23 protein-coding genes are annotated in these 22,074 nt (G+C 62.4%); 18 read left to right on the forward strand and 5 right to left on the reverse strand.

The features are described 5' to 3' along the window. Positions 1–2: 2 nt before the first annotated feature. The 4 genes from ACODSR_RS10000 (at position 3) to ACODSR_RS10015 (ending at position 3,104) form a co-directional block, all read left to right on the forward strand. Positions 3–377: a ribbon-helix-helix domain-containing protein gene (locus ACODSR_RS10000; RefSeq protein ID WP_489076039.1), complete on the forward strand. Its 375-nt coding sequence runs from the start codon at positions 3–5 to the stop codon at positions 375–377. Continuing rightward, on the forward strand, positions 374–754 hold the full coding sequence (locus tag ACODSR_RS10005; protein WP_489076041.1) for a type II toxin-antitoxin system VapC family toxin: 381 nt from the start codon (positions 374–376) through the stop codon (positions 752–754). The genes ACODSR_RS10000 and ACODSR_RS10005 overlap by 4 nt, the downstream gene beginning before the upstream one ends. Positions 755–770: 16 nt before the next feature. Continuing rightward, complete coding sequence (glmS, locus tag ACODSR_RS10010; RefSeq protein ID WP_489076043.1) at positions 771–2,594, forward strand: glutamine--fructose-6-phosphate transaminase (isomerizing); 1,824 nt, start codon at positions 771–773, stop codon at positions 2,592–2,594. A 117-nt stretch (positions 2,595–2,711) separates the two neighbouring features. Further along, positions 2,712–3,104, forward strand: coding sequence for a hypothetical protein (locus tag ACODSR_RS10015; RefSeq protein ID WP_489076045.1), 393 nt, complete (start codon positions 2,712–2,714; stop codon positions 3,102–3,104). Positions 3,105–3,252: 148 nt separating this feature from the next. On the opposite strand, the gene ACODSR_RS10020 is transcribed toward ACODSR_RS10015, so the two are convergent. Both ACODSR_RS10020 and ACODSR_RS10025 read right to left on the reverse strand, forming a co-directional pair. Further along, the gene (locus tag ACODSR_RS10020; protein ID WP_489076047.1) at positions 3,253–4,866 is read right to left on the reverse strand and encodes a GNAT family N-acetyltransferase; all 1,614 of its coding nucleotides are present in this window, start codon (positions 4,864–4,866) and stop codon (positions 3,253–3,255) included. Positions 4,867–5,078: 212 nt separating this feature from the next. Beyond that, on the reverse strand, positions 5,079–6,299 hold the full coding sequence (locus ACODSR_RS10025; protein ID WP_489076049.1) for an NADP-dependent isocitrate dehydrogenase: 1,221 nt from the start codon (positions 6,297–6,299) through the stop codon (positions 5,079–5,081). Between the two features lie 168 nt (positions 6,300–6,467). On the opposite strand from ACODSR_RS10025, the gene ACODSR_RS10030 reads away from it, so the two are divergent. After that, entirely contained in the window at positions 6,468–7,202 is a 735-nt protein-coding gene (locus ACODSR_RS10030; RefSeq protein ID WP_489076051.1) for a phosphatidylserine decarboxylase, read from the forward strand. A gap of 50 nt (positions 7,203–7,252) precedes the next feature. Next, the gene (locus ACODSR_RS10035; protein ID WP_294133193.1) at positions 7,253–7,981 is read left to right on the forward strand and encodes a CDP-alcohol phosphatidyltransferase family protein; all 729 of its coding nucleotides are present in this window, start codon (positions 7,253–7,255) and stop codon (positions 7,979–7,981) included. Between the two features lie 6 nt (positions 7,982–7,987). Here the strand turns inward: ACODSR_RS10035 and ACODSR_RS10040 are convergent, their stop codons facing one another. After that, the gene (locus ACODSR_RS10040) at positions 7,988–8,215 is read right to left on the reverse strand and encodes a hypothetical protein (protein ID WP_489076053.1); all 228 of its coding nucleotides are present in this window, start codon (positions 8,213–8,215) and stop codon (positions 7,988–7,990) included. Between the two features lie 256 nt (positions 8,216–8,471). On the opposite strand from ACODSR_RS10040, the gene rpsB reads away from it, so the two are divergent. From rpsB to rpmE, 12 genes are all read left to right on the forward strand, one after another. Continuing rightward, positions 8,472–9,230, forward strand: a complete 759-nt coding sequence (gene rpsB, locus ACODSR_RS10045) for a 30S ribosomal protein S2 (RefSeq protein ID WP_006954689.1) — start codon at positions 8,472–8,474, stop codon at positions 9,228–9,230. A 99-nt stretch (positions 9,231–9,329) separates the two neighbouring features. Next, positions 9,330–10,259 carry a translation elongation factor Ts gene (gene tsf / locus ACODSR_RS10050; protein WP_294132539.1) on the forward strand — a complete coding sequence of 310 codons (930 nt, stop codon included), beginning with the start codon at positions 9,330–9,332 and terminating at the stop codon, positions 10,257–10,259. Between the two features lie 184 nt (positions 10,260–10,443). Beyond that, the gene (gene pyrH, locus ACODSR_RS10055) at positions 10,444–11,169 is read left to right on the forward strand and encodes a UMP kinase (RefSeq protein WP_489076055.1); all 726 of its coding nucleotides are present in this window, start codon (positions 10,444–10,446) and stop codon (positions 11,167–11,169) included. A gap of 1 nt (position 11,170) precedes the next feature. Continuing rightward, complete coding sequence (frr, locus tag ACODSR_RS10060) at positions 11,171–11,728, forward strand: ribosome recycling factor (RefSeq protein WP_119745559.1); 558 nt, start codon at positions 11,171–11,173, stop codon at positions 11,726–11,728. Positions 11,729–11,772: 44 nt separating this feature from the next. Beyond that, entirely contained in the window at positions 11,773–12,513 is a 741-nt protein-coding gene (locus tag ACODSR_RS10065) for an isoprenyl transferase (protein ID WP_489076057.1), read from the forward strand. Positions 12,514–12,518: 5 nt separating this feature from the next. Then, a complete protein-coding gene (locus ACODSR_RS10070) occupies positions 12,519–13,295 on the forward strand; it encodes a phosphatidate cytidylyltransferase (RefSeq protein WP_489076059.1) in 777 nt (258 codons plus the stop codon). Continuing rightward, positions 13,292–14,452, forward strand: coding sequence for a 1-deoxy-D-xylulose-5-phosphate reductoisomerase (locus ACODSR_RS10075; protein WP_489076061.1), 1,161 nt, complete (start codon positions 13,292–13,294; stop codon positions 14,450–14,452). The genes ACODSR_RS10070 and ACODSR_RS10075 overlap by 4 nt, the downstream gene beginning before the upstream one ends. After that, positions 14,449–15,582, forward strand: coding sequence for an RIP metalloprotease RseP (gene rseP, locus ACODSR_RS10080; protein WP_489076063.1), 1,134 nt, complete (start codon positions 14,449–14,451; stop codon positions 15,580–15,582). Before ACODSR_RS10075 ends, rseP begins: the two co-directional genes overlap by 4 nt. Before the next feature lie 87 nt (positions 15,583–15,669). Beyond that, positions 15,670–18,312, forward strand: coding sequence for an outer membrane protein assembly factor BamA (gene bamA / locus ACODSR_RS10085; RefSeq protein ID WP_489076065.1), 2,643 nt, complete (start codon positions 15,670–15,672; stop codon positions 18,310–18,312). Then, positions 18,312–18,965, forward strand: coding sequence for an OmpH family outer membrane protein (locus tag ACODSR_RS10090; protein WP_489076067.1), 654 nt, complete (start codon positions 18,312–18,314; stop codon positions 18,963–18,965). Before bamA ends, ACODSR_RS10090 begins: the two co-directional genes overlap by 1 nt. 6 nt (positions 18,966–18,971) lie before the next feature. After that, the gene (fabZ, locus tag ACODSR_RS10095; protein WP_489076069.1) at positions 18,972–19,451 is read left to right on the forward strand and encodes a 3-hydroxyacyl-ACP dehydratase FabZ; all 480 of its coding nucleotides are present in this window, start codon (positions 18,972–18,974) and stop codon (positions 19,449–19,451) included. A gap of 237 nt (positions 19,452–19,688) precedes the next feature. Continuing rightward, entirely contained in the window at positions 19,689–19,913 is a 225-nt protein-coding gene (gene rpmE, locus ACODSR_RS10100) for a 50S ribosomal protein L31 (protein WP_119745543.1), read from the forward strand. 447 nt (positions 19,914–20,360) lie between these two features. On the opposite strand, the gene aroB is transcribed toward rpmE, so the two are convergent. Next, complete coding sequence (gene aroB, locus ACODSR_RS10105; RefSeq protein WP_489076071.1) at positions 20,361–21,470, reverse strand: 3-dehydroquinate synthase; 1,110 nt, start codon at positions 21,468–21,470, stop codon at positions 20,361–20,363. Beyond that, a complete protein-coding gene (locus ACODSR_RS10110) occupies positions 21,461–22,009 on the reverse strand; it encodes a shikimate kinase (RefSeq protein WP_489076197.1) in 549 nt (182 codons plus the stop codon). The genes aroB and ACODSR_RS10110 overlap by 10 nt, the downstream gene beginning before the upstream one ends. Positions 22,010–22,074: the final 65 nt, after the last annotated feature.

Raw genomic sequence — 22,074 nt, forward strand, 5'->3', positions numbered from 1 at the left:
TCATGCGCTTTCTGGCCGACATACCCGACGATGACGTCAAATGGCTGGACCAGATGGCCCGCGAACAGGGCAAGTCGCGGGCGGCTGTGCTGCGGGAGGCGGTGCGGGATTATCGGGCAGACGCGCAATCGGCGAGTAGCAAGAAGTGGCTCGATATCGGCTTTGGCGCGTGGAAGGGCCAGGTCGATGTTGGCGATTCGGTCGAGTGGCAGAGGCGGGAACGCGCGTCATCGACCCGTCCCTGGGACGATGATTATGAAGCCACCAAGGCCGAGTTCCCCGACCTGTTCGACGCCGAGGATGATCGGCAGCGCCAGATTTATCTCGATATGGTGGCGGGCAAATATCCCGATCCCAAGAAGCCGGCTTCGCGGTGAGCGGCTTCAGCTTCGATTCCAACATCATCATTGATGCGTTGGCGGGTTTTCCTCCGGCGCGCACGGAGATTGACCGCGCGACGGATTTTGGCGCGCGGGCGTGGATCAGCCGGGCAGTCTGGATCGAAGTCATGTCGAAAGGCGCAGGTGACGGGCTGTGGCGCGCGGAGACTTTGCTGTCCGGCTTCGGCGTTGACGAGATTGATGCGGAAATCGGTAGCCGTGCTGCGGCCTTGCGCCGCGAACGCCCCCGGCTCAAAGCCATGGATGCCATCATATTGGCGACAGCCCAGACGCGCGGTCGTGTGCTGGTGACACGTAATACTAAGGATTTTCCGGCACAGATGCCGGGTATCCGCGTTCCCTATCAAATCTGAAAGGTTCCCCCGGCGCATGTGCGGCATCATTGGCATCATCAGCAATAGCGACGTGGCGGAGCGGCTGGTCGATGGGCTAAAGCGGCTGGAATATCGCGGCTATGACAGCGCGGGGGTCGCCACCGTCCATGACGGCGCGATCGAGCGGCGGCGGGCGGAGGGGAAACTCGCCAATCTGGTGACCGAATTGCGCGACGAGCCGCTGCCCGGCACCACCGGCATTGCCCATACACGCTGGGCGACCCATGGCGCGCCGACGACCAGCAATGCGCACCCCCATGCGACGCGCGAAGTGGCGCTGGTCCACAATGGCATTATCGAGAATTTCAAGCCGCTTCGGGCCGAACTGATGGCGCGCGGGCGCATCTTCGACAGCCAGACCGATACCGAAGTGGTCGCCCATCTGGTGAGCGAGTTGGTCGAGCAGGGGGCGTCGCCCAAGGAAGCCGTCGCTAAGGTGTTGCCGCGCCTGCACGGGGCGTTTGCGCTGGCGATAGTGTTCCGCAGCCATCCCGACATGCTGATCGGCGCGCGGCTGGGGTCGCCGCTGGTCGTGGGTTATGGCGATGGCGAGACCTATTTGGGGTCGGATGCTTTGGCTTTGGCGCCGCTGACGCAAAGAATCGCCTATCTGGAAGAGGGCGACTGGGTCGTCATCACCAAGGACGGCGCGGAGATTTTCGACAAGGATAATCAGCCGGTCGAGCGGCCGGTGACGCTGTCGGGCGTGTCGGGGGCGATGATCGACAAGGGCAATCATCGCCACTTCATGCAGAAGGAGATTTACGAGCAGCCGGTCGTCGTCGCCCAGACGCTGCGCGCCTATCTGCGCCGGATGGACAATGAAGTCGCCATGCCGGACATGGATTTCGATCTGGGGGCGGTGAAGCGCATCACCATCGTGGCCTGCGGCACCAGCTTCTATGCCGGGATGGTCGCCAAATATTGGTTCGAGAAATTCGCGCGCGTGCCGGTCGACATCGATGTGGCGAGTGAGTTCCGCTATCGCGACCCGGTGCTGGAGAAGGGCGGCCTCGCCCTGTTCATCAGCCAGTCGGGAGAGACGGCGGACACGCTGGCGGCGCTGCGCCATGCCAAAGCGGCGGATCAGATCATCGCGGTGGTGGTCAATGTGCCGACCAGTTCGATGGCGCGGGAGGCGGACCTGTTGCTGCCGACCCATGCCGGGCCGGAGATCGGCGTGGCGTCGACCAAGGCCTTTACCTGCCAGCTTGCCGTTCTGGCCGCGCTGGCCGCTAATCTGGCGCGGGCCAAGGGGTTGCTGACCCCGGAAGAGGAGGCCGAGATCGTCTGGCACCTGTCCGAAGCCCCCGCCGCGATGAACGAGGCGCTGGGCCATGATGGCGATATCGAAGCGATGGCGCACCTGATCGCGCCGGCGCGCGACGTGCTGTATCTGGGGCGTGGGCCGGATTATCCGATGGCGCTGGAAGGGGCGCTGAAACTCAAGGAAATCAGCTATATCCATGCCGAGGGCTATGCGGCGGGCGAGATGAAGCATGGCCCGATCGCGCTGATCGACGAGGCGGTGCCGGTGATCGTGATCGCGCCGTCCGGCCCGCTGTTCGAGAAAACCGTCAGCAACATGCAGGAAGTGCAGGCGCGCGGCGGCAAGGTGGTGCTAATTTCCGACGCCGAAGGCATTGCACTGGCAGGCGAGGGCTGCATTGCGACGATCGAAATGCCCAAGGTCCACCCGCTGATCGCGCCTCTGGTGTACGCGGTGCCGGTGCAGTTGCTGGCATACCATGTCGCGGTGGCCAAGGGGACGGATGTGGACCAGCCAAGGAATCTGGCGAAGAGTGTTACGGTGGAGTGAGGGGCGTATTGTTCTGCTATATGCCTGCCAACGACCATTTTTTGTCATTCACCTCACTGCATACCACGCCTGAAAGCCGACGTTGTTGCCTTCTGACCATCCGTGTAAGATGGCGATATGAGCGAGGTCATGGTCAACTTTATCGCCTTCAATGAGGCTAGAGATACCTGCGAAATGGTACTGGTCGAAGGACCATGGGATGGCGATGTTGAAGAACATCTATACGCCTTGCAGGATCGAATGTTTGGCTGCCTCAATGCGGCGTTGGATGGCAATTTGGCCGAACAGTTTCCTGAAGCCAAAGGCAAAGCCGTGGTTGTGCGAATCGATTGCTACGACGTACCGCAGAGCGAGGTTGAAGCTTTTGTTGCCCGGTTTGCCGATGGGGTTGCCACCTTACCGGATTATTCGACGGAGGGTTCCCAGTTTGTTACTCTGTTTGGGTTTGAGACTGGTTTCTACACTTTAACGGATGAACAAGGTCCGCAACCGGAGCATGCTCGCCAATAGCAGACAGTCCGCCACCCACCCATCTCCGTCATGCCAGCGTAGGCTGGCATCTCTCTTCTTCTGGCAGCGCGGTTGAGAGAAAAAAGTGAGATCCCAGCATCCGCTGGGATGACCGGACATCAAAATCCGCCACCATCCAAATTGTCCATCACCCACCCCCCGGCGAATTATGCCCGCCTGCTGGCACCGGCCCGCCGCTTTGGGCGTGGGCGTGGTCGGGGTTGTTGTCCCATTCGATATGATAGAGATCGAACCGCCGGTCGCGCAGGTTGCGGACGGTGCCTTCGGCGCGCGCCCAGCTGAGGTCGGCGAGGTTGACGTCGGCCATGGTCAGGGTTTCGACATTTTCGGTTGATTCCGCCGCGATGCCGTCGCGTGCGAAGGGCAGGTCGCAGGGGGTCAGGATGGCGCTCTGGGCATATTGGATGTCCATATTGTCGACATTGGGTAGATTGCCGACATTGCCAGACATCACGACATAGCATTGGTTCTCGATCGCGCGGGCCTGCGCACAATAGCGCACGCGCATATAGCCGGAGCGGGAGTCGGTGCAGAAGGGCACGAAGATGATGCGTGCGCCCTGATCGACCAGGCGGCGGGCGAGTTCGGGAAATTCGCTGTCGTAGCAGATCAATACGCCGATCGGCCCGCAGTCGGTCTGGATCACGTCGAGTGCGTCGCCGCCCTTGATATTCCACCAAAAGGCTTCGTTGGGGGTCGGGTGGATTTTTTCCTGGGTGTGGAGCGATCCGTCGCGGAGCGCCACATAGGCGATATTCTGGATGTCGCCATCGTCGGCGCGGGTGGGGTGGGAGCCGCCGATGATGTTGATATTATATTCCAGCGCCATCCGGGTGAGTTCCTTGGTCAGGCGCGGGGTGTAATTGGTCAGCTTGTCGATCGCCTCCATCGGATTGAGCTTTTTCGTCTCGAACGACAGGAGGGGTAGGGTGAAGAGTTCGGGAAAGACGATGAAGTCCGACCGATAATCTGCCGCCACATCGACGAAATATTCGATGTTGCGGATGAATCCCTCAAAATCCGTCACGGCACGCGCCTGTAACTGGCAGGTGGCGAGGCGGACGCTTTCGACGCCACGCGGCACCCGCATTTCGGGCGCTTCGTCCGGGTCGACATAGGGGTTGCGCCAGACCAGATGGGCGGCATGGCCGTCCGACTGCTTATCCTCCGGCAGGTAGTTTTCGAGGACGCCGAGCGGTTCAAACTGGTTCTTGAGCTGAAAGCTGAGAACCGGGTCGCGCATCTTGCCCTGAACGACCTTGTCCAGATAATCCTTTGGTCCTTCGACCTTGCGTTTCGCGCGCAGATAGCCCGGCATCCGTCCGGCGATGACGATGCCGTGCAGGTCGAGCTGTTCGGCCAGTTCCTTGCGCTCGTCATAGAGGCGCTGGCCGATGCGCAGGCCGCGCAGCTTGGGATCGACCGCCATTTCATAGCCGTAAAGCCATTCGCCCGCGGCGCTATGGCGGGTGCCAAAGCCGTTGGCGGTAATTTCTTCCCAATCGTGCCAGGCAAAGGCCATCGACTTGCTGACCCGCATGGTCGCGCAATAGCCCACCACCTTATTGTCATAGAGCGCGACGAAACAGCCATCGGGGAAATTGTTGATCTGACCCCGGACGGTGGCGGGGGAGTAATTGGGCAGGCCGGGATAGACGCGGGCTATCAGCCGCAGGATGGCGCGCACGTCGGTCGGGACGGCCGTGCGGACTTCCAGGCGTTTGCGGGCTGTCGTTGTCATCTGCGCGTCTCCTGTGAGGGCCGTCCGGAATGGATCATAACCTCCGTTCGTTTCGAGCGAAGTCGAGAAACGCTGCGCATGAGGTTTCTCGACTTCGCTCGAAACGAACGGAGAGAGGTTTCCTTCCGGTCGGTTGGCCAGTCATGAAAAAGGCGGCCCCGTTGCACGGCGCCGCCTCGTTCCGTTTGCGTATTGAAAGCCTCAGGCGGCTATCAGTTCCATTTCGCCATTTCGGCTTCCAGATTGACGCGGATCGTTTCAAAAAACTGTTCCGTGGTCATCCAGGCCTGTTCCGGGCCGATCAGCAGCGCCAGATCCTTGGTCATCGCGCCATCCTCGACGGTCTTGATGCAGATGCGCTCCAGCGTTTCGGCGAATTTGGTGACGTCGGGCGTGCCGTCGAACTTGCCGCGGAAGGCCAAGCCCTGCGTCCAGGCGAAGATCGACGCGATCGGGTTGGTCGAGGTTGCCTTGCCCTGCTGATGCTGGCGATAGTGGCGGGTAACGGTGCCGTGGGCGGCTTCGGCCTCGACCGTCTTGCCATCGGGCGAGAGCAGAACCGAGGTCATGAGGCCGAGCGAGCCGAAGCCCTGCGCGACGGTGTCGGACTGGACGTCGCCGTCATAATTCTTGCAGGCCCAGACGAACTTGCCGCTCCACTTGAGCGCGGAGGCGACCATGTCGTCGATCAGGCGATGTTCGTAGACGATGCCTGCCGCCTTGAACTTGTCGGCAAATTCTTCATCGAACACCTGCTGGAACAGATCCTTGAAGCGGCCGTCATAGGCCTTGAGGATGGTGTTCTTGGTCGACAGGTACAGCGGCCATTTGCGGTCGAGCGCATAGTTCATGCTCGCCTTGGCAAAGTCGATGATCGACTGGTCAAGGTTGTACATGCCCATGGCGACGCCGGCGGCCGGGAAGTTGAACACTTCCTTTTCGATCTTTTCGCCATTATCGCCGTCCCACACCATGGTGAGCTTGCCCGCGCTGGGGACCAGGAAGTCGGTTGCCTTATACTGGTCGCCAAAGGCGTGACGGCCGATGACGATCGGATCGGTCCAGCCGGGGACGAGGCGGGGGACGTTCTTGATGACGATGGGTTCGCGGAACACGACGCCGCCCAGGATGTTGCGGATGGTGCCGTTGGGCGATTTCCACATCGACTTGAGGTTGAATTCCTCGACCCGCTGTTCGTCGGGGGTGATGGTCGCGCATTTCACGCCGACGCCATATTGCTTGATTGCGTTGGCGGAATCGATGGTGATCTGATCGTTGGTCTCGTCGCGCTTTTCGACGCTGAGGTCGTAATATTTGAGGTCGATGTCGAGATAGGGGAGGATCAGGCGCTCACGAATCCACTGCCAGATGATCCGGGTCATTTCATCGCCGTCAATCTCCACGACGGGGTTTTTCACCTTGATCTTCGCCATGCGCCTGTTCGCCTTCTTCATTTTGGGTGGATTTGCGAAACGCCCTAGGCAAAGCGCGGCCAATGTTCAACCGTTCAGGCGGGATTTTGGCGATGCGAGCGGGACGAGGGACACATGGGCGGCATCGGTCGTTGTCAGGGCGAGGGTCTCTCCCTAAAGACGGTGACTATGGAACATGACGAGATCAGCATTGCCACTGGCGGCAATATCAAATGGCGCTTCCCCCCGGTTCACCCGGAAGGCGTGAAATTCGGCCTGATTGCAGCGGCCATTACCGGCATTTTCTTCCTGTTGGGCTGGGAGGTGGTCGGCTGGCTGATGCTGATCGTGACGATGTGGGTTTTGGCATTTTTCCGCGATCCGGTGCGCGCGGTGCCGCAGGATGAGGGCGCAATCATCGCGCCCGCCGATGGTCTGGTCACGCTGATCCAGAAGGTGCCGCCGCCGCGCGAAATGGCGGGAGCAGCGGGACTGGGCGATCAGCCGCTGATCCGCGTGTCGATCTTCATGAGTGTGTTCGACGTCCATATCAATCGCACCCCGATTGGCGGAACGATCAAGTCGGTGGTCTATATTTCGGGCAAATTCCTGAACGCGGACCTGGACAAGGCGAGCGAGGATAATGAGCGCCAGCATATATTGGTCGAGCGGCATGACGGTTTGCGGGTCGGCTTCACCCAGATTGCTGGTCTGGTCGCGCGGCGGATCGTGCCGTTCGTCAAGCCCGGCGATATGGTTGCAGCGGGGCAGCGCATCGGCCTTATCCGCTTTGGCAGCCGGGTGGACGTCTATCTGCCCGCCGGGACTGCGCCGCGCGTGATACTGGGCCAGCGGACGGTGGCGGGCGAGACGATCCTGGGCCAGATTGGCGACCGTCGCGTGATCGCCGGGATTCAGCAGTGAGGCAGCGCCGCGCCGTGCCACGGGGTTTGCGCCGGGGGATCACCCTGCGGATGGTCGCGCCCAATGCGGTGACGGCGATGGCGCTGTGCTTTGGCCTGACCGGCGTGCGTTATGGCATATCGGGCGAATGGGAGCGGGCGGTGCTGTCCATCCTGTTTGCCGGTGTGCTGGATGGCCTGGACGGGCGAATCGCCCGGCTGCTGCGCGGCGAGAGCCGGTTTGGCGCGGAACTGGATTCGCTGTCCGATTCGATTGCGTTCGGGGTAGCCCCGGCGCTGATCCTCTATCTCTGGTCGCTTCATGCGATGCCCAAATTCGGCTGGATCTTCGCTTTGGCCCATGCGCTGTCCTGCGCGCTGCGGCTGGCGCGGTTCAACGCCAATATCGATGTCGATGTGCAGCCGCACAAATCGGCGGGCTTCCTGACCGGCGTGCCTGCGCCTGCGGGCGCTGGCCTTGCCTTCGTGCCGCTCTATTTGTGGCTGGTGACGGGAGAGGAGATTTTCCGCGCCTGGTATGTCGTGGCACCCTGGACCGCGTTCATCGCTTTCCTGATGATCTCCAACATTGCGACCTATACCTGGTCGGCGTTGCGGCTGCGCAAGCGGATCAGGCTGGAGGCGATTGCCCTGGCCGGATTGCTGGCAGCTTTGCTGGTGACCGATCCATGGCTGACGCTGCTGCTGATCTGCGGCATCTATGTTGCGCTGATCCCGTTCGGCATCCTGTCCTACGCCAAAGTCCGGCGTCAGCGCGAGGCTGCACCCGACCCTCTCTAAATCCTGTCAGGCGGCAAGAATGCCGCTGGGCAGTGGCAGGGTAGCGCCACGGGCCGATGGCACAACGCGGGGGCGGCGGATGCGGACATGATAGACCGGCGCGTCCTGCGGGATCGGCTGGAACAGCAAAGCGGCCACCATCTTGTCATGATAGTGGAGAAACATCCACGCGATGGTGCCGATGGCCATCATGAAGGCCACAGAAAACAGGGTCACTGCAACGAATGTGAACATGAGATCACTTTCTATCTTGCCATTTGCACGGCTAGTCCCACTATGACGGTGTAAACAGCGGTTAACCGCATTTGTTCCGTCTGTTCACTATATGTTCCCATCTTTGGCGCAAGTCAACCCCTTGCGCAATGTTTCGCGGGTCGTTAAAGGCGCGCCCTATTCCACATGGGAATCGACATATCCGGTGCCGGCGGGGTCTTTCAGGCTCTTTCCCGGTTCCTGATTCCCAGAGGCACAACCGGAAGGAGATTATCTTATGGCGGCACCTGTCGTCACCATGCACCAATTGATCGACGCTGGCGCGCATTTCGGCCACCAGACGCATCGATGGAATCCGCGCATGAAGCCGTACATTTTCGGCGAGCGCAACGGCATCCACATCCTTGACCTGTCGCAGACCGTGCCTTTGTTCGGTCGTGCGCTCGACTTCGTGTCGTCGACCGTTGCCGCTGGCGGCAAGGTGCTGTTCGTTGGCACCAAGCGCCAGGCGCAGGACCCGATCGCTGACGCGGCGCGCAAGTCCGGCCAGCATTTCGTCAACCATCGCTGGCTGGGCGGGATGCTCACCAACTGGAAAACGATTTCGGGTTCGATCAAGCGTCTCAAGACCCTTGAGGAAAAGCTGTCGGGTGACACCCATGGCTTTACCAAGAAGGAAGTGCTCCAGATGACTCGCGAACGCGAGAAGCTGGAAATGTCGCTGGGCGGCATTCGCGACATGAACGGCATCCCCGATGTCATGTTCGTGATCGACGCCAACAAGGAAGAGCTGGCGATCAAGGAAGCCAACACGCTGGGTATCCCGGTCGTTGCAATCCTCGATTCCAACGTCTCGCCCGACGGCATTGCGTTCCCGGTTCCCGCGAACGATGACGCCAGCCGCGCCATCCGCCTCTATTGCGACGCCATTGCGGCTGCCGCCACCAAGGGCAACCGTGGTGCGCAGCAGGCTTCGGGCGTCGACCTGGGCGCGATGGACGAGCCGCTGGCTGAAGAGGTTGTCGCCGAAGCCTAAAGGCGTCGCACAACTGCAAGAATGACAGGCTAGGGCGCGCTCTTTGTAGAGACGCGCCCTGCCGCTTATTTGAACCACAGACATATTAGGAGCCGAAACATGGCCGATATTACCGCCGCCACCGTCAAGGAACTGCGCGACCGTTCGGGCGCCGGCATGATGGATTGCAAGAAGGCGCTGACCGAAACCAACGGCGACATCGAAGCGGCAACCGACTGGCTGCGCGCCAAGGGTCTGGCCGCCGCACAGAAGAAGTCGAGCCGCACCGCGGCCGAAGGCCTGGTCGGCGTGGCCGTTTCGGGCACCAAGGGCGTTGCCGTCGAAGTGAACAGCGAAACCGACTTCGTTGCCAAGAACGACCAGTTCCAGGATTTCGTCCGCACCGTGTCCACCATCGCGCTGGACAGCGGCGTGGCGGACGCTGAAGCGCTGCTGGCGTCGCCCTATCCGTCGGGCGGCACCGTGTCCGAAAAGCTGGTCGCCAACATCGCGACCATCGGCGAAAACCAGAATGTCCGCCGCGTGGGCCATGTGTCGGTGAACCAGGGCATCGTCGTTCCCTACGTCCACAACGCTGCCGCCCCCGGCCTGGGCAAGATCGGCGTGCTGGTCGCGCTGGAAGGCGATGCGCCTGCCGACGTTCTGGAACCGCTGGGCAAGCAGATTGCGATGCACATCGCCGCTGCCTTCCCGCTGGCGCTGTCGGCTGCCGACATCGATCCGGTCCAGCTGGAGCGTGAACGCGCCATCGCGACCGAAAAGGCTGCCGAATCGGGCAAGCCCGCTGAAATCATCGCCAAGATGGTCGATGGCGCGGTCGCCAAATACGCCAAGGAAAATGCGCTGCTGTCGCAGTTGTTCGTGATGGACAACAAGACGCCTATCGCCGACGTGGTGGCCAAGGCCGCCAAGGAAGCGGGCGCGTCGATCACCCTGACGAGCTATGTCCGCTTCCAGCTGGGCGAAGGCATCGAGAAGGAAGTCAGCGACTTTGCCGCTGAAGTCGCGGCGGCGGCTGGCGTTGCCTGACGCATAGTCGGTTCGCTTTCGCACGCCCGTCGGGAAACTTCTCTCGACAGGCGCGCAGCGAACGGACATGGGGGTGGCGTGAATCGCCAAAACCCCGCTTCACATACTGGCGCGCACTGCTAAGGTGCGCGCCATTTCCTTGCCCAAAACAGATGGGCTTAGAACAGATGGAATTTTGCCCCGCATGACCCGGCCATCCTTCAAGCGCATATTGCTGAAATTGTCGGGCGAGGTGCTGATGGGTTCGGGCCAGTTCGGCATCGACCCCGAAACCGTCGATCGCGTCGCTGGCGAGATTGCCGCGGCCAAGGAAGCCGGGTTCGAGCTGTGCGTCGTGGTGGGCGGCGGCAACATCTTCCGCGGTCTTGCCGGGGCGGCCAAGGGTTTTGACCGCACCAGCGCCGATTATATGGGGATGCTGGCGACGGTCATGAACGCGCTGGCGGTGCAGAATGCGCTGGAGAAGATCGGCTGCGACACGCGCGTCCAGTCGGCGATCCCGATGGCGTCGGTGTGCGAACCCTATATCCGGCGCAAGGCGGTGCGGCATATGGAGAAGGGCCGGATCGTCATATTCGCGGCTGGCACCGGCAATCCCTTCTTCACCACCGACACGACGGCAGCGCTCCGCGCGGCGGAGATGAATTGCGACGCGATCTTCAAGGGCACGAGCGTGGATGGCGTCTATGATGCCGATCCCAAGAAGGTGGCGACCGCGACCCGGTATGACGAAATCAGTTTCGACCGGGTGCTGACCGACAATCTCAAGGTCATGGACGCGAGCGCGATTGCGCTGTGCCGTGACAATCATATTCCCATCGTCGTGTTCAACATCCGCGAAACCGGCAATCTGGCGACTGTGCTGGCCGGGCAGGGCGTGGCGACGATCGTACAAAATCAGGAGAGCTGACATGGCCCAATATGACAAATCGGACCTGGAACGTCGCATGGCGGGGGCCGTCGAATCGCTCAAGGGCGATCTTTCGGGCCTGCGCACCGGGCGCGCCAATGTGATGCTGCTCGATCCCGTGACGGTGACTGTCTATGGCGCGTCGATGCCGCTCAATCAGGTCGCGACCGTCTCTGCCCCCGAACCGCGCATGTTGTCGGTGCAGGTGTGGGACAAGACCAATGTGGGTCCGGTCGACAAGGCGATCCGGTCGGCTGGTCTGGGCCTCAATCCTATCGTCGACGGGCAGACGCTGCGCCTGCCGATCCCCGACCTGACCGAGGATCGCCGTAAGGAGCTGGCCAAGCTGGCGAGCAAATATGCCGAAGCCGCGCGCATTGCGGTGCGCAACGTGCGCCGCGACGGCATGGACAGCCTGAAGGCCGACGAGAAGAAGGGCGAAATCAGCGAGGATGAGCGCAAGCGCAAGGAAACCGAGGTCCAGAAGCTGACCGACGGCGTCATTGCCGAGCTGGATGCGACCTTTGCGGCCAAGGAAAAGGAAATTCTCGGCCAGTAAGCCGGGACTGTTCCGCCCATGATCCGCGCAATCCCCACCAGCTGATGGCCACGCAAGTCCGGCCCGATCTGCCCCAGGCCGCGCCCGCCCATGGCGCGCGCCATGTCGCCATCATCATGGACGGCAATGGCCGCTGGGCGAAGAAGCGGTTGTTGCCGCGTATCGCCGGGCATCGTGCCGGGGTGGAGGCGGTGCGCCGCGTGTCGCGCGCGGCGCGGGAGATGGGGCTGGAGTGTCTGACGCTCTACGCTTTCTCGTCGGAAAACTGGAAGCGCCCGGCCAGCGAAGTCGCCGACCTGATGGGGCTGCTGCGGCACTTCATCCAGGCGGATCTGGACGAATTTCATGCCAATGGCGTGCGGTTGCGGATCATCGGCAATTACAAGGCGCTGGAGCCTTCGCTGGTCGCGCTGATCGAGGATGCGGTCGCGCGGACGGCGGGCAATAGCGGGCCGATCATCGCAATCGCGCTCAACTATGGCGCGCAGGACGAGATGGTACGCGCGGCGCAGGCGCTGGCGCAGCGGGTCGTGGCGGGCGAGATTGCGGCTGACGCGATTGGCGTGGGCGATATTGACGCGGCGCTCGACACCGCTGACCTGCCGCCGCTCGACCTGCTGATCCGCACGTCGGGTGAGCAGCGGCTGAGCAATTTCATGCTGTGGCAGGCGGCCTATGCCGAACTCTATTTCACCGACATGCTGTGGCCCGATTTCGATGCCGATGCGCTGGGCCAGGCGCTGGATGCTTTCCGTTTGCGGGACCGCCGTTTCGGCGGGCTGTGAGCGGCATGGCAAGCGAATTGCGCACCCGCGCTATTGTGGGCGTCGCGCTGATCGCGGTGGCGCTGGGCGCTCTATTGTCGGGCGGGCTGCTCTTCTGGGTGCTGCTGTCGGTCGCAGGCGTGCTGATGCAGGCGGAATGGGCTGATTTGAGCGGCGCATCGGCGGATCATAAGAAATTGTCGATGTATGCGGTGTCGGTGCCGCTGGCGATTCTTTGTCCGTGGGCGGCGGGCCTGTCCTGGTTTGCGGCGGGCCTGCTGGTGGCGGCTTTCCTGTTCGTGATCGTGGCGACGCGGTCGGTCCGGCTGGCGCTGGGGGTGATCTACGTCTGCCTGCCGGTGATGGCTTTGCTGTTCCTGCGCGGACAAGTGCCGAACCTCTTTGGCCTGACGCTGGCGCTGTGGGCGCTGGCTTTGGTGTGGGCGACCGACATCGGCGCTTATTTTGCGGGCCGGTCGATCGGCGGGCCAAAGCTGGCGCCACGGATCAGCCCGTCCAAGACCTGGTCGGGGCTGGGCGGGGGCGTGCTGGCGGCGTTGCTGGTTGGGTTCCTGTTGCATCGTTTTGCCGGGCTGCCGATCGAACTGGCGGCGGCAAGCGGCCTGCTGGCGGTGGCGGCGCAGGCGGGCGATCTGCTGGAAAGCGCGATGAAGCGGCGGGCGGGGGTCAAGGATAGCGGATCGCTGCTGCCCGGCCATGGCGGGGTGATGGACCGGCTGGACGGGGTGGCGACCGCTGCGCCGCTGGCGGCTCTGCTCTATCTGATGCTGGTGCTGCGATGACCCGGAAAGTGTCGATATTCGGCGCGACCGGTTCGGTTGGCCAGTCGACGCTGGACCTGATCCGGCGCGATCGTGATGCTTATGATGTGGTGGCGCTGACCGCGAACAGTGAGCTGGACAGTCTGGCGGCACTGGCGCGGGAGACCGGGGCCAAGATTGCGGTCATCGGTCAGGAGCGGCTGTATGGCGCGCTGAAGGAGGCGCTGGCCGGAACGGGGATCGAGGCGGCGGCGGGCGAGCAGGCGCTGGTCGATGTCGCGGGGGCTGGCGCGGACTGGACCATGGCGGCGATTGTCGGCTGTGCCGGGCTGCGACCGACGATGGCGGCGCTGAAGGCTGGTGGCACGGTAGCGCTGGCGAACAAGGAGTCGCTGGTGTCGGCGGGTGGGCTGATGATGGCGGCGGCGGGGGTTTCCGGCACGACATTATTGCCGGTGGATAGTGAACATAACGCTATTTTCCAATGCCTTGCTGGCAGTCGTTTGGAAGATGTTGCAAGAATTACCCTGACCGCCAGCGGCGGGCCGTTCCGCACGCGCAGCCGCGCGGAGATGGCCAATATCACGCCCGCGCAGGCGGTGGCGCATCCCAACTGGTCGATGGGGGCCAAGATCAGCGTCGATAGCGCGACGATGATGAACAAGGGGCTGGAACTGATCGAGGCGGCGCATCTTTTTCCGGTTGGCCTCGACCGGATTGAGATACTCGTCCACCCGCAATCGGTGATCCATTCGATGGTCGAATATCGCGACCGATCGACGCTGGCGCAGCTGGGGTCGCCGGATATGCGGATTCCGATCGCCCATGCGCTGGCCTGGCCGCAGCGGATCGCCACGCCCTGCCTGCCGCTCGATCTGGCGCGGATTGGCCGACTGGATTTTGAAGCGCCCGATGAGGATCGTTTCCCCGCGCTGCGCCTGACGCGCGAGGCGGCGGCGGCGGGCGGGGCGGTTCCCGCGATCCTGAACGCGGCCAATGAGGTCGCGGTTGCCGCGTTTCTGGGCGGGGCGATCGGCTTCCTTGATATCGCCATGATTGTGGAGGAAGTGTTGACCCGCTATAGCGCGCCAATGCCCTCCACGATTGACGATGTGCTGGCGGCCGACGCCGGGGCGCGTGCCATGGCGGGCGATGTGATGGAAAGATTGACGGTTTGATCCACAATCCCGGTTTTCTGCTGACTGTTCTGGCATTTGTAGCGGTCATCGGGCCGCTCGTTTTCGTGCATGAGCTGGGCCATTATCTGGTCGGGCGCTGGTGCGGGGTGAAGGCGGAGGCGTTTTCGATCGGCTTCGGGCCGGAACTGTTCGCCTGGGTCGACAAGCGCGGCACACGCTGGCGGGTCGCGGCGCTGCCGCTGGGCGGCTATGTCCGCTTCAAGGGCGACATGAATGCGGCGAGCATGACCGATCCGGCCTGGTTGGAACTGCCCGCCGCCGAGCGGGCGCAGAGCTTCCCGTCCAAGCCGCTATGGCAGCGCGCGGCGATCGTTGCGGCGGGGCCGGCGATCAATTTTCTGTTTGCGATCCTGATTTTGGCGACCTTTGCCTTCGTGCATGGCGAAAGCCGGACGCCTGCGGTCGCGGGACAGGTCCAGCCGGGCAGTGCGGCTGCGGCGGCGGGTATCTTGCCGGGCGACCGGATCGTGTCGCTGGGCGGGCGCGAAATGGCGACCTTCGACGATATTCGCCTCTATGCGCAGATACGACCCGGCGAGGCGGTCGCCATGGTGATCGAGCGGAACGGCAAGACCTTCGCCAAGGACGGCAAGATCGGCAGCGTCACCGAGGATGACGGGTTCGGCAATAAGTTCCAGATCGGGCGGCTGGGGCTGGCCCCCGGCGATCCGGTGATCGAGCCGGTCAGCCTGTTGCGCGCACCGGTCGTCGCGGTGGAGCGGACGGGACAGATTGTCCGCACCATGGTGGAGACGATGGGGCAGATCATCAGCGGTGGTCGGTCGGTCAAGGAGCTGGGCGGGCCATTGAAGATCGCGCAGGTTTCCGGGCAGGCGGCGACGCTGGGCATCGAAAGCTTCATCTTCTTTGCCGCGCTTATCTCGATTAACTTGGGGTTCATCAACTTGTTGCCAATTCCGATGCTGGATGGCGGGCATTTGCTGTTTTACGGGATAGAGGCGGTTCAGCGTAAGCCGGTCAGTGATCGGGTGCAGGAATGGGCCTATAAATCGGGTCTGGCGGTGCTGCTGACCATGATGGTGCTGGTGACTTTCAACGATTTGTCGTCTTTCGGACTGTGGAAAAGCCTGTCCGGCTTGATCGGCTGACGCGCATGGGGCAGGGAGGCGCGGTTTGGCGTCGTCTGTGTCGGCGGAAACAATTTTATACTGGTTGAGGTGATGCGGGTGACAGCGATGATGAGCAGCAAGAGGCAGCGCCCGGTCGTCACGGCCCTGTTGGCGACGACCATGATCGCTGGCTTTGCGGCGGTTCCGGCGATGGCGCAGCAGGCTGCCGCGCCTACGCTGGCCCCGCCGGTTGCCCCCGCGCCGGTCGGCACGATCCGCGCGATCACCGTCACCGGCACCCAGCGGCTGGAGCCGGACACGATCCTGTCCTACACCAAGCTGCGCATCGGCCAGCCCTTCACCCAGGAAACGCTCGATCAGGGTCTGCGCGACCTGTACGAAACCGAGTTGTTCGCCGACGTCCAGATCCGCAACGACAATGGCGCGCTGACGGTTGAGGTGAAGGAAAATCCGGTCATCAACCGCATCGTGCTGGAAGGCAATAAGCGGCTGAAAGAGGATAAGATCCGGCCGGAAATCAAGCTGGCCCCGCGGCAGATTTACACCCGGTCCAAGGTCCGCGCCGACGTGGCCCGCATCATCGAACTCTATCGCCGCCAGGGCCGCTTTGCCGCCAGCGTCGAGCCGAAGATGGTGCAACTCGACCAGAATCGCGTCGATATCGTCTTTGAAATTACCGAAGGGCCAAAGTCCAAGGTCCGCCAGATCAACATCATCGGTAACGAGAAGTTCAAGGACGGCGCGCTGCGCAGCCAGATGGTGACGAAGCAGTCGCGCTGGTTCCGCCTGTTTTCGTCGGGCACCAGTTACGATCCCGATCGTCTGGCCTATGACCAGCAGAAGCTGCGCCAATATTATCTGACCGAAGGCTATGCCGATTTTCGCGTCATTTCCGCCGTGGCCGAACTGACGCCGGACAAGCAGGACTTCATCATCACTTATGTGGTGGAAGAAGGCGACCGCTATAAATTTGGCGATGTGAAGGTCGAATCGGACATTCGCGACCTGTCGGGCGACGGCCTGACCAAGCGTCTGCCGATGAAGAAGGGCGACTGGTACAACGCCAAGCAGGTCGAGGATACGGTCGATACGCTAAGCGAGACGGCGGGCCTGTTCGGCTATGCGTTCGCCGATGTGTCGCCCGATTTCCAGCGCGACAAGGATACGCTGACGATGGGGATTAATTTCCGCATCGCCAATGCGCCGCGCGTCTATGTCGAGCGGGTCGACATTAACGGCAATACGCTGACGCAGGACAAGGTGGTGCGCCGCGAATTCCGCCTGGCCGAGGGCGACGCTTTCAACAGCTTCCTGGTCAAGCGGTCGAAGGACCGGATCAATTCGCTCGGCTTCTTCCAGGAGAAGCTGGACGTGGAGCAGAAGCCGGGTTCGGCGCCCGACCGCATCATCCTGGAAACCAATGTGCAGGAAAAATCGACCGGCGAATTGTCGCTGTCGGCCGGTTTCTCCTCATTGGAACGCTTCATCGTGTCGGCGTCGATCACCCAGCGCAACTTCCGGGGCAAGGGCCAGGAACTGCGCACGTCGGTCAATTATTCGGCCTATAGCAAGTCGGTGGAAGTGGGCTTTACCGAACCCTATTTCATGGACAAGAATATCGCGCTGGGCGGCGATATTTATCGCCGCGATCTCAATAGTTTCCGCTATTTGACCAACAATGACCGCGACACGACCTATGAGCAGACGACGACTGGCTTCCAGATTCGCGCGGGCGTGCCGATCACCGAGTTCATGTCGCTGGCGCTGCGGTACAGCCTCAATCTGGACGATGTGACGCTCGACAGGGACACCTATTATTCCGACACCAATGGCGATGGCATCACCGAATGCGATCCGTTGCTGGCGGGTCGTTATCTGTGCGATGCGATCGGCAAGCGGACGACATCGTCGCTCGGCTACTCGCTGATCTATGACACGCGCGACAACCGTATTCGTCCGACGCGCGGCCATAATGTCGTGCTGAGCCAGGATTTTGCCGGGCTTGGCGGTAGCGTCAAATATGTCCGCACCCGCCTCAATGCGTCCAAATTCTTCCCGCTGGGCAGCGGCTTCATCTTCTCGATCACGGGCGAGGGTGGTTATATTCACAGTCTGGAAGGTGAACGTCTGGATTCGACCGGGCAGTCGGTCGACAAGATTCGCCTGACCGACCGTTTCTTCCTGGGCGAACCGCAATTTCGTGGCTTCGACATTCGTGGTGTCGGTCCGCGCGTTAAGCGTTTCTACCTGACGGCGGAGACGGATGCGAACGGCAACACCACCGGCTATGTCAAGAATACCGATAATAATAATGTGGCGGACGACGCGCTGGGCGGCAAAATCTATTATCTGGCCCGTGCCGAAGTCGAAATTCCGCTGGGATCGGGTGCGCGCGAAATGGGCCTGCGCCCCTCAATCTTCATGGATGCAGGCGCCGTGGCCGGGCTGAAAAATCCCGGTACGATCGCCTTTGCTGGCTATTGTTCGCCGACATCGGGAACCGGTGCTGCCGTTCGGGCGGGCGGAACGCCCTTCGCGCCGACCTGCGACGTGAACTACACCTTCTCCGGCGGCAATTTCGTGGAAGAATATCTCGGCGATACGCTCAAACCCCGCCTGTCGGTTGGCTTTGGCGTCAACTGGAACTCGCCGTTCGGCCCGTTCCGTATCGATATCGCCAAGGCGCTGCTGAAAGAACCAGGGGACGACAACAAGCTCATCACCTTCAACGTAGGGACTCAATTCTGATGAAGACCATTATCAAGGCTGCGGCGCTCGTTCTCGCGCCGATGACTGCCATTGCAATGACCGCCGTTCCCGCCGCTGCGCAGTCCAAGATGGGCATCGCCGTCGCCGACCTGCAGCGCGCAGTTGGCACCAGCGCGGCCTACACCGTCGCCCGCACCCAGATGCAGACGACCTACAAGCCGCAGATCGATGCATTCAACGCGCGCAAGACGGCGATCGACGCTGACCTCAAGACCAAGGGCGACGCGATCCAGAAGGCGCTGACCGCCGCTGGCAACAAGCCGACCCCGGCGATCGAGACCCAGTATCAGGCGTTCCAGCAGTCGCAGCAGACCGCGCAGGCGGAACTCCAGCGCATGGGCCAGCCGATCGCGCTGGCCAACGCTTATGTCGAGGAACAGATCACCGCCAAGCTGTCGGACGCGCTCAAGGCGGCGATGGCGAAGGCCAAGGTTGACCTGGTGCTGGCCCCCGACGCGACCGTGTCCTACCAGCCGACCGTGGACATCACCGCCGCTGTCGTGACTGAAATCAATGCGCTGGTCCCCAGCGTGTCGATCACCCCGCCCGCCGGCTGGCAGCCGGGCCGTCAGGGTCAGGCCGCGGGCCAGCCCGCACCGGCCAACCCGGCGCAGGCGCCCAAGTCGCGCTGATCCGGCATGACGGGGGCAGTTGAAAATACAGGCGCGCGTGGCCCGATGGATGTCCGTCGGGTCATGGCCGCGCTGCCGCATCGTTACCCGATGCTGCTGATCGACCGTGTGGTGTCGCTGGTGCCCAACCAGTCGATCCACGCGATCAAGGCGGTGTCGGTGAACGAACCCTTTTTCCAGGGCCATTTCCCGACCAGGCCGATCATGCCGGGCGTGCTGATCGTCGAAGCGATGGCGCAGGCGGCGGGCGTGCTGGCGGTGGAATCGATGAATTTGGCCGATTCGGGCAAGCTCGTCTATTTCATGAGCATCGACGGCGCGAAGTTCCGGTCGCCAGTGGAGCCGGGCTGCCTGCTCGACCTGCATGTCGAAGTGACCCAGAATCGCGGCGCGATCTGCAAATTTGCGGGCAAAGCGATGCTGGGCGACAAGCTGGCCGCCGAAGCGCAGTTCGTCGCGATGATCAGCGATCCGCCCAAGGATTGAAGTGATTATCCTCCCCCAGCGGGGTAGGGGGACCGGCGAAGCCGGTGGAGGGGTGTCGCGCTATCGAGAGGGTGATACCCCTCCGTCAGGGCTTCGCCCTGCCACCTCCCCTTGCAGGGGAGGATTTTGACAGCGCATCGCGCTTGCCTTAGCGCGACAAACCCGCTAACGGCGCGCCTTCGCACTTTTCCCGCATCCACAGCCGGTCGGAACCGGCGCACTACGGAGCATTATGCCATGAAGGCCGAGATTCACCCCGACTACCATATGATCACTGTCCAGATGACGGACGGTACGACGTTCCAGACCCGTTCGACCTGGGGCAAGGAAGGCGACAAGATGGCGCTCGACATCGACCCCAAGTCGCATCCGGCATGGATCGGTGGCCAGCGTCAGCTGGATCAGGGCGGCCAGGTGGCGCGCTTCAACAAGCGCTTTGGCGGCCTGACGCTGAAGAAGTAATCGGCCTTACAAGGTTGAATGAAAAGGGCGCCCGATGTGGCGCCCTTTTTTTGTCTTGGAATAGAGTTTCCGTTCGCTCGAAACGAACGGAGGTGGTTGTTATGCCAAGGTGCAATGATCACGACCCATTAGGCTCCTCCCCCTTGAGGGCAGGGCTATCGCATATGAAAATTCCGTTCGTCCTGAGCCTGTCGAAGGACTGTCCTTTTCTTGGCGCGGACGCTCGGAACAAAGAAAAAACGGCCCTTCGACAGGCTCAGGGCGAACGGAGACTTTGCCAAATCCTTCTTCACACCAAGGGCAAATTCCATATGCAATTCCCCTGCCCTTGAGGGGGAGGTTGGGTGGGGGTGTACTGCCGCCAGTATGGGACGCGCGGCTTCGCCTTGCTCCCCCGCCCCTCCCCGCCGGGGAGGGGAGATGAGTCACAATCACAGCACTGTGGTATTAGGTGTCCAACCGATCCGCGTCCAGAAACGCGGCCACATCGTCCAGCACGACATCCTTTGACAGGAAGGTCTGGCCGATGCCGCGCGCCAGCAGGAAGGGGAGGGTGCCTGCTGCCATCTTCTTGTCATGGAGCATATGGGCGACCAGCGCTGCGCCATCGGCGGTGACATGGGCAGTGGCGAGGTCGTGGGGCAGGCCGACGGCTTTCAGATGCGCCGTGACACGATCGGCGTCGGATTGTGGGCAGAGGCCCAGCCGCGCGGAGTAGCGGAAGGCGAGGGCCATGCCTGCCGCGACGCCTTCGCCATGCAGGAGCGTATCGCAAAAGCCGGTGTCGGCCTCCAGCGCATGGCCGAAAGTGTGGCCAAGGTTGAGCAGCGCGCGGCGGCCCGATGTCTCGCGCTCGTCATCGGCGACGATCGCGGCTTTTGCGCGGACGCTGCGTTCGATGGCGATGGTGCGGGCGTCGGGGTCGCCCGCCAGAAGCGCCTGGGCATTGGCCTCGCACCAGTCGAAGAAATCGGGATCGTCGATCAGGCCATATTTGACGACTTCGGCATAGCCGGCGCGGGTTTCGCGTGGGGGCAGGCTGTCGAGGGTCGAGGGGTCAATGAGGACGAGGGCGGGCTGGTAGAAGCTGCCGATGAGATTCTTGCCTGCCGCCGTGTTGATCGCGGTCTTGCCGCCGACTGACGAATCGACCTGGGCCAACAGGGTGGTCGGCAGCTGGATGAAGTGGCAGCCGCGCTTGAGGATGGAGGCGGCAAAGCCAACGAGGTCGCCGATTACGCCGCCGCCCAGCGCCACGACATGATCGCCGCGCTCAATCTCCAGCGCCAGCAGCGCGTCGAGCAATTGTTCCAGATGTCGCCAGCTTTTGGTCTGTTCGCCCGGCGGCAGGATGATCGGTTCGAGCGTCACATCGGCGGCGCGCAGGCTGGCGTCGAGACGGGGAAGCTGGGCGGCGGCGACATGGGCGTCGGTGACGACGACCAGTCGCTCCTTGCGCGCATAGGGGGCGAGAATGTCGCCAGCGCTATCGAGCGCGCCCTGTTCGACGATGATATCGTAGCTGCGCGCGCCCAGTGCTACCGGAACTATTGCCATGCCGTCAGATGCTCCATGATGCGGTCGACCGTGATGTCATGCGGGGCCGCGATGCTCTTCACATGAATGGGGGCGAGCGCGTAGACCGGATTGCGGACCGCGGCCAGATCGGTCAGCACCGTGCGGGGATCGCGATCCTTGAGCAGGGGGCGGCCTTCGCGGCGGGACACGCGATCGACCAGAACGTCAATGTCGGCGTCCAGCCAGATGGCGGTCGCCTGATCCAGGATCAGCGCGCGGGTGTCATCCTGCATGAAGGCGCCGCCGCCGGTTGCGATCACCTTGGGCGCGCCATCCATCAACCGGGCGATGACGCGGCGTTCGCCGTCGCGAAAATGGGGTTCGCCATAGCGGGCGAAAATTTCGGTGATGGACAGCCCTGCGGCTTTCTCAATCTCCTCGTCGGCATCCACGAAAGTCACGCCCAGCCGGGCGGCGAGCCGCCGTCCAACGGTGGATTTGCCCACGCCCATCATGCCCACCAGGACGATGGGACCGCGCTTGGCGTCGGTTGCCGGGAATTTGCTGTTTCGCTGCATGGCGACCGGGGCTATACAGCGACCCGTCACAGAGGCAAATCGCATCTTTCCCTGTCGTTTCGCGC

The sequence above is a fragment of the Sphingobium sp. FG125 genome (assembly GCF_057809795.1).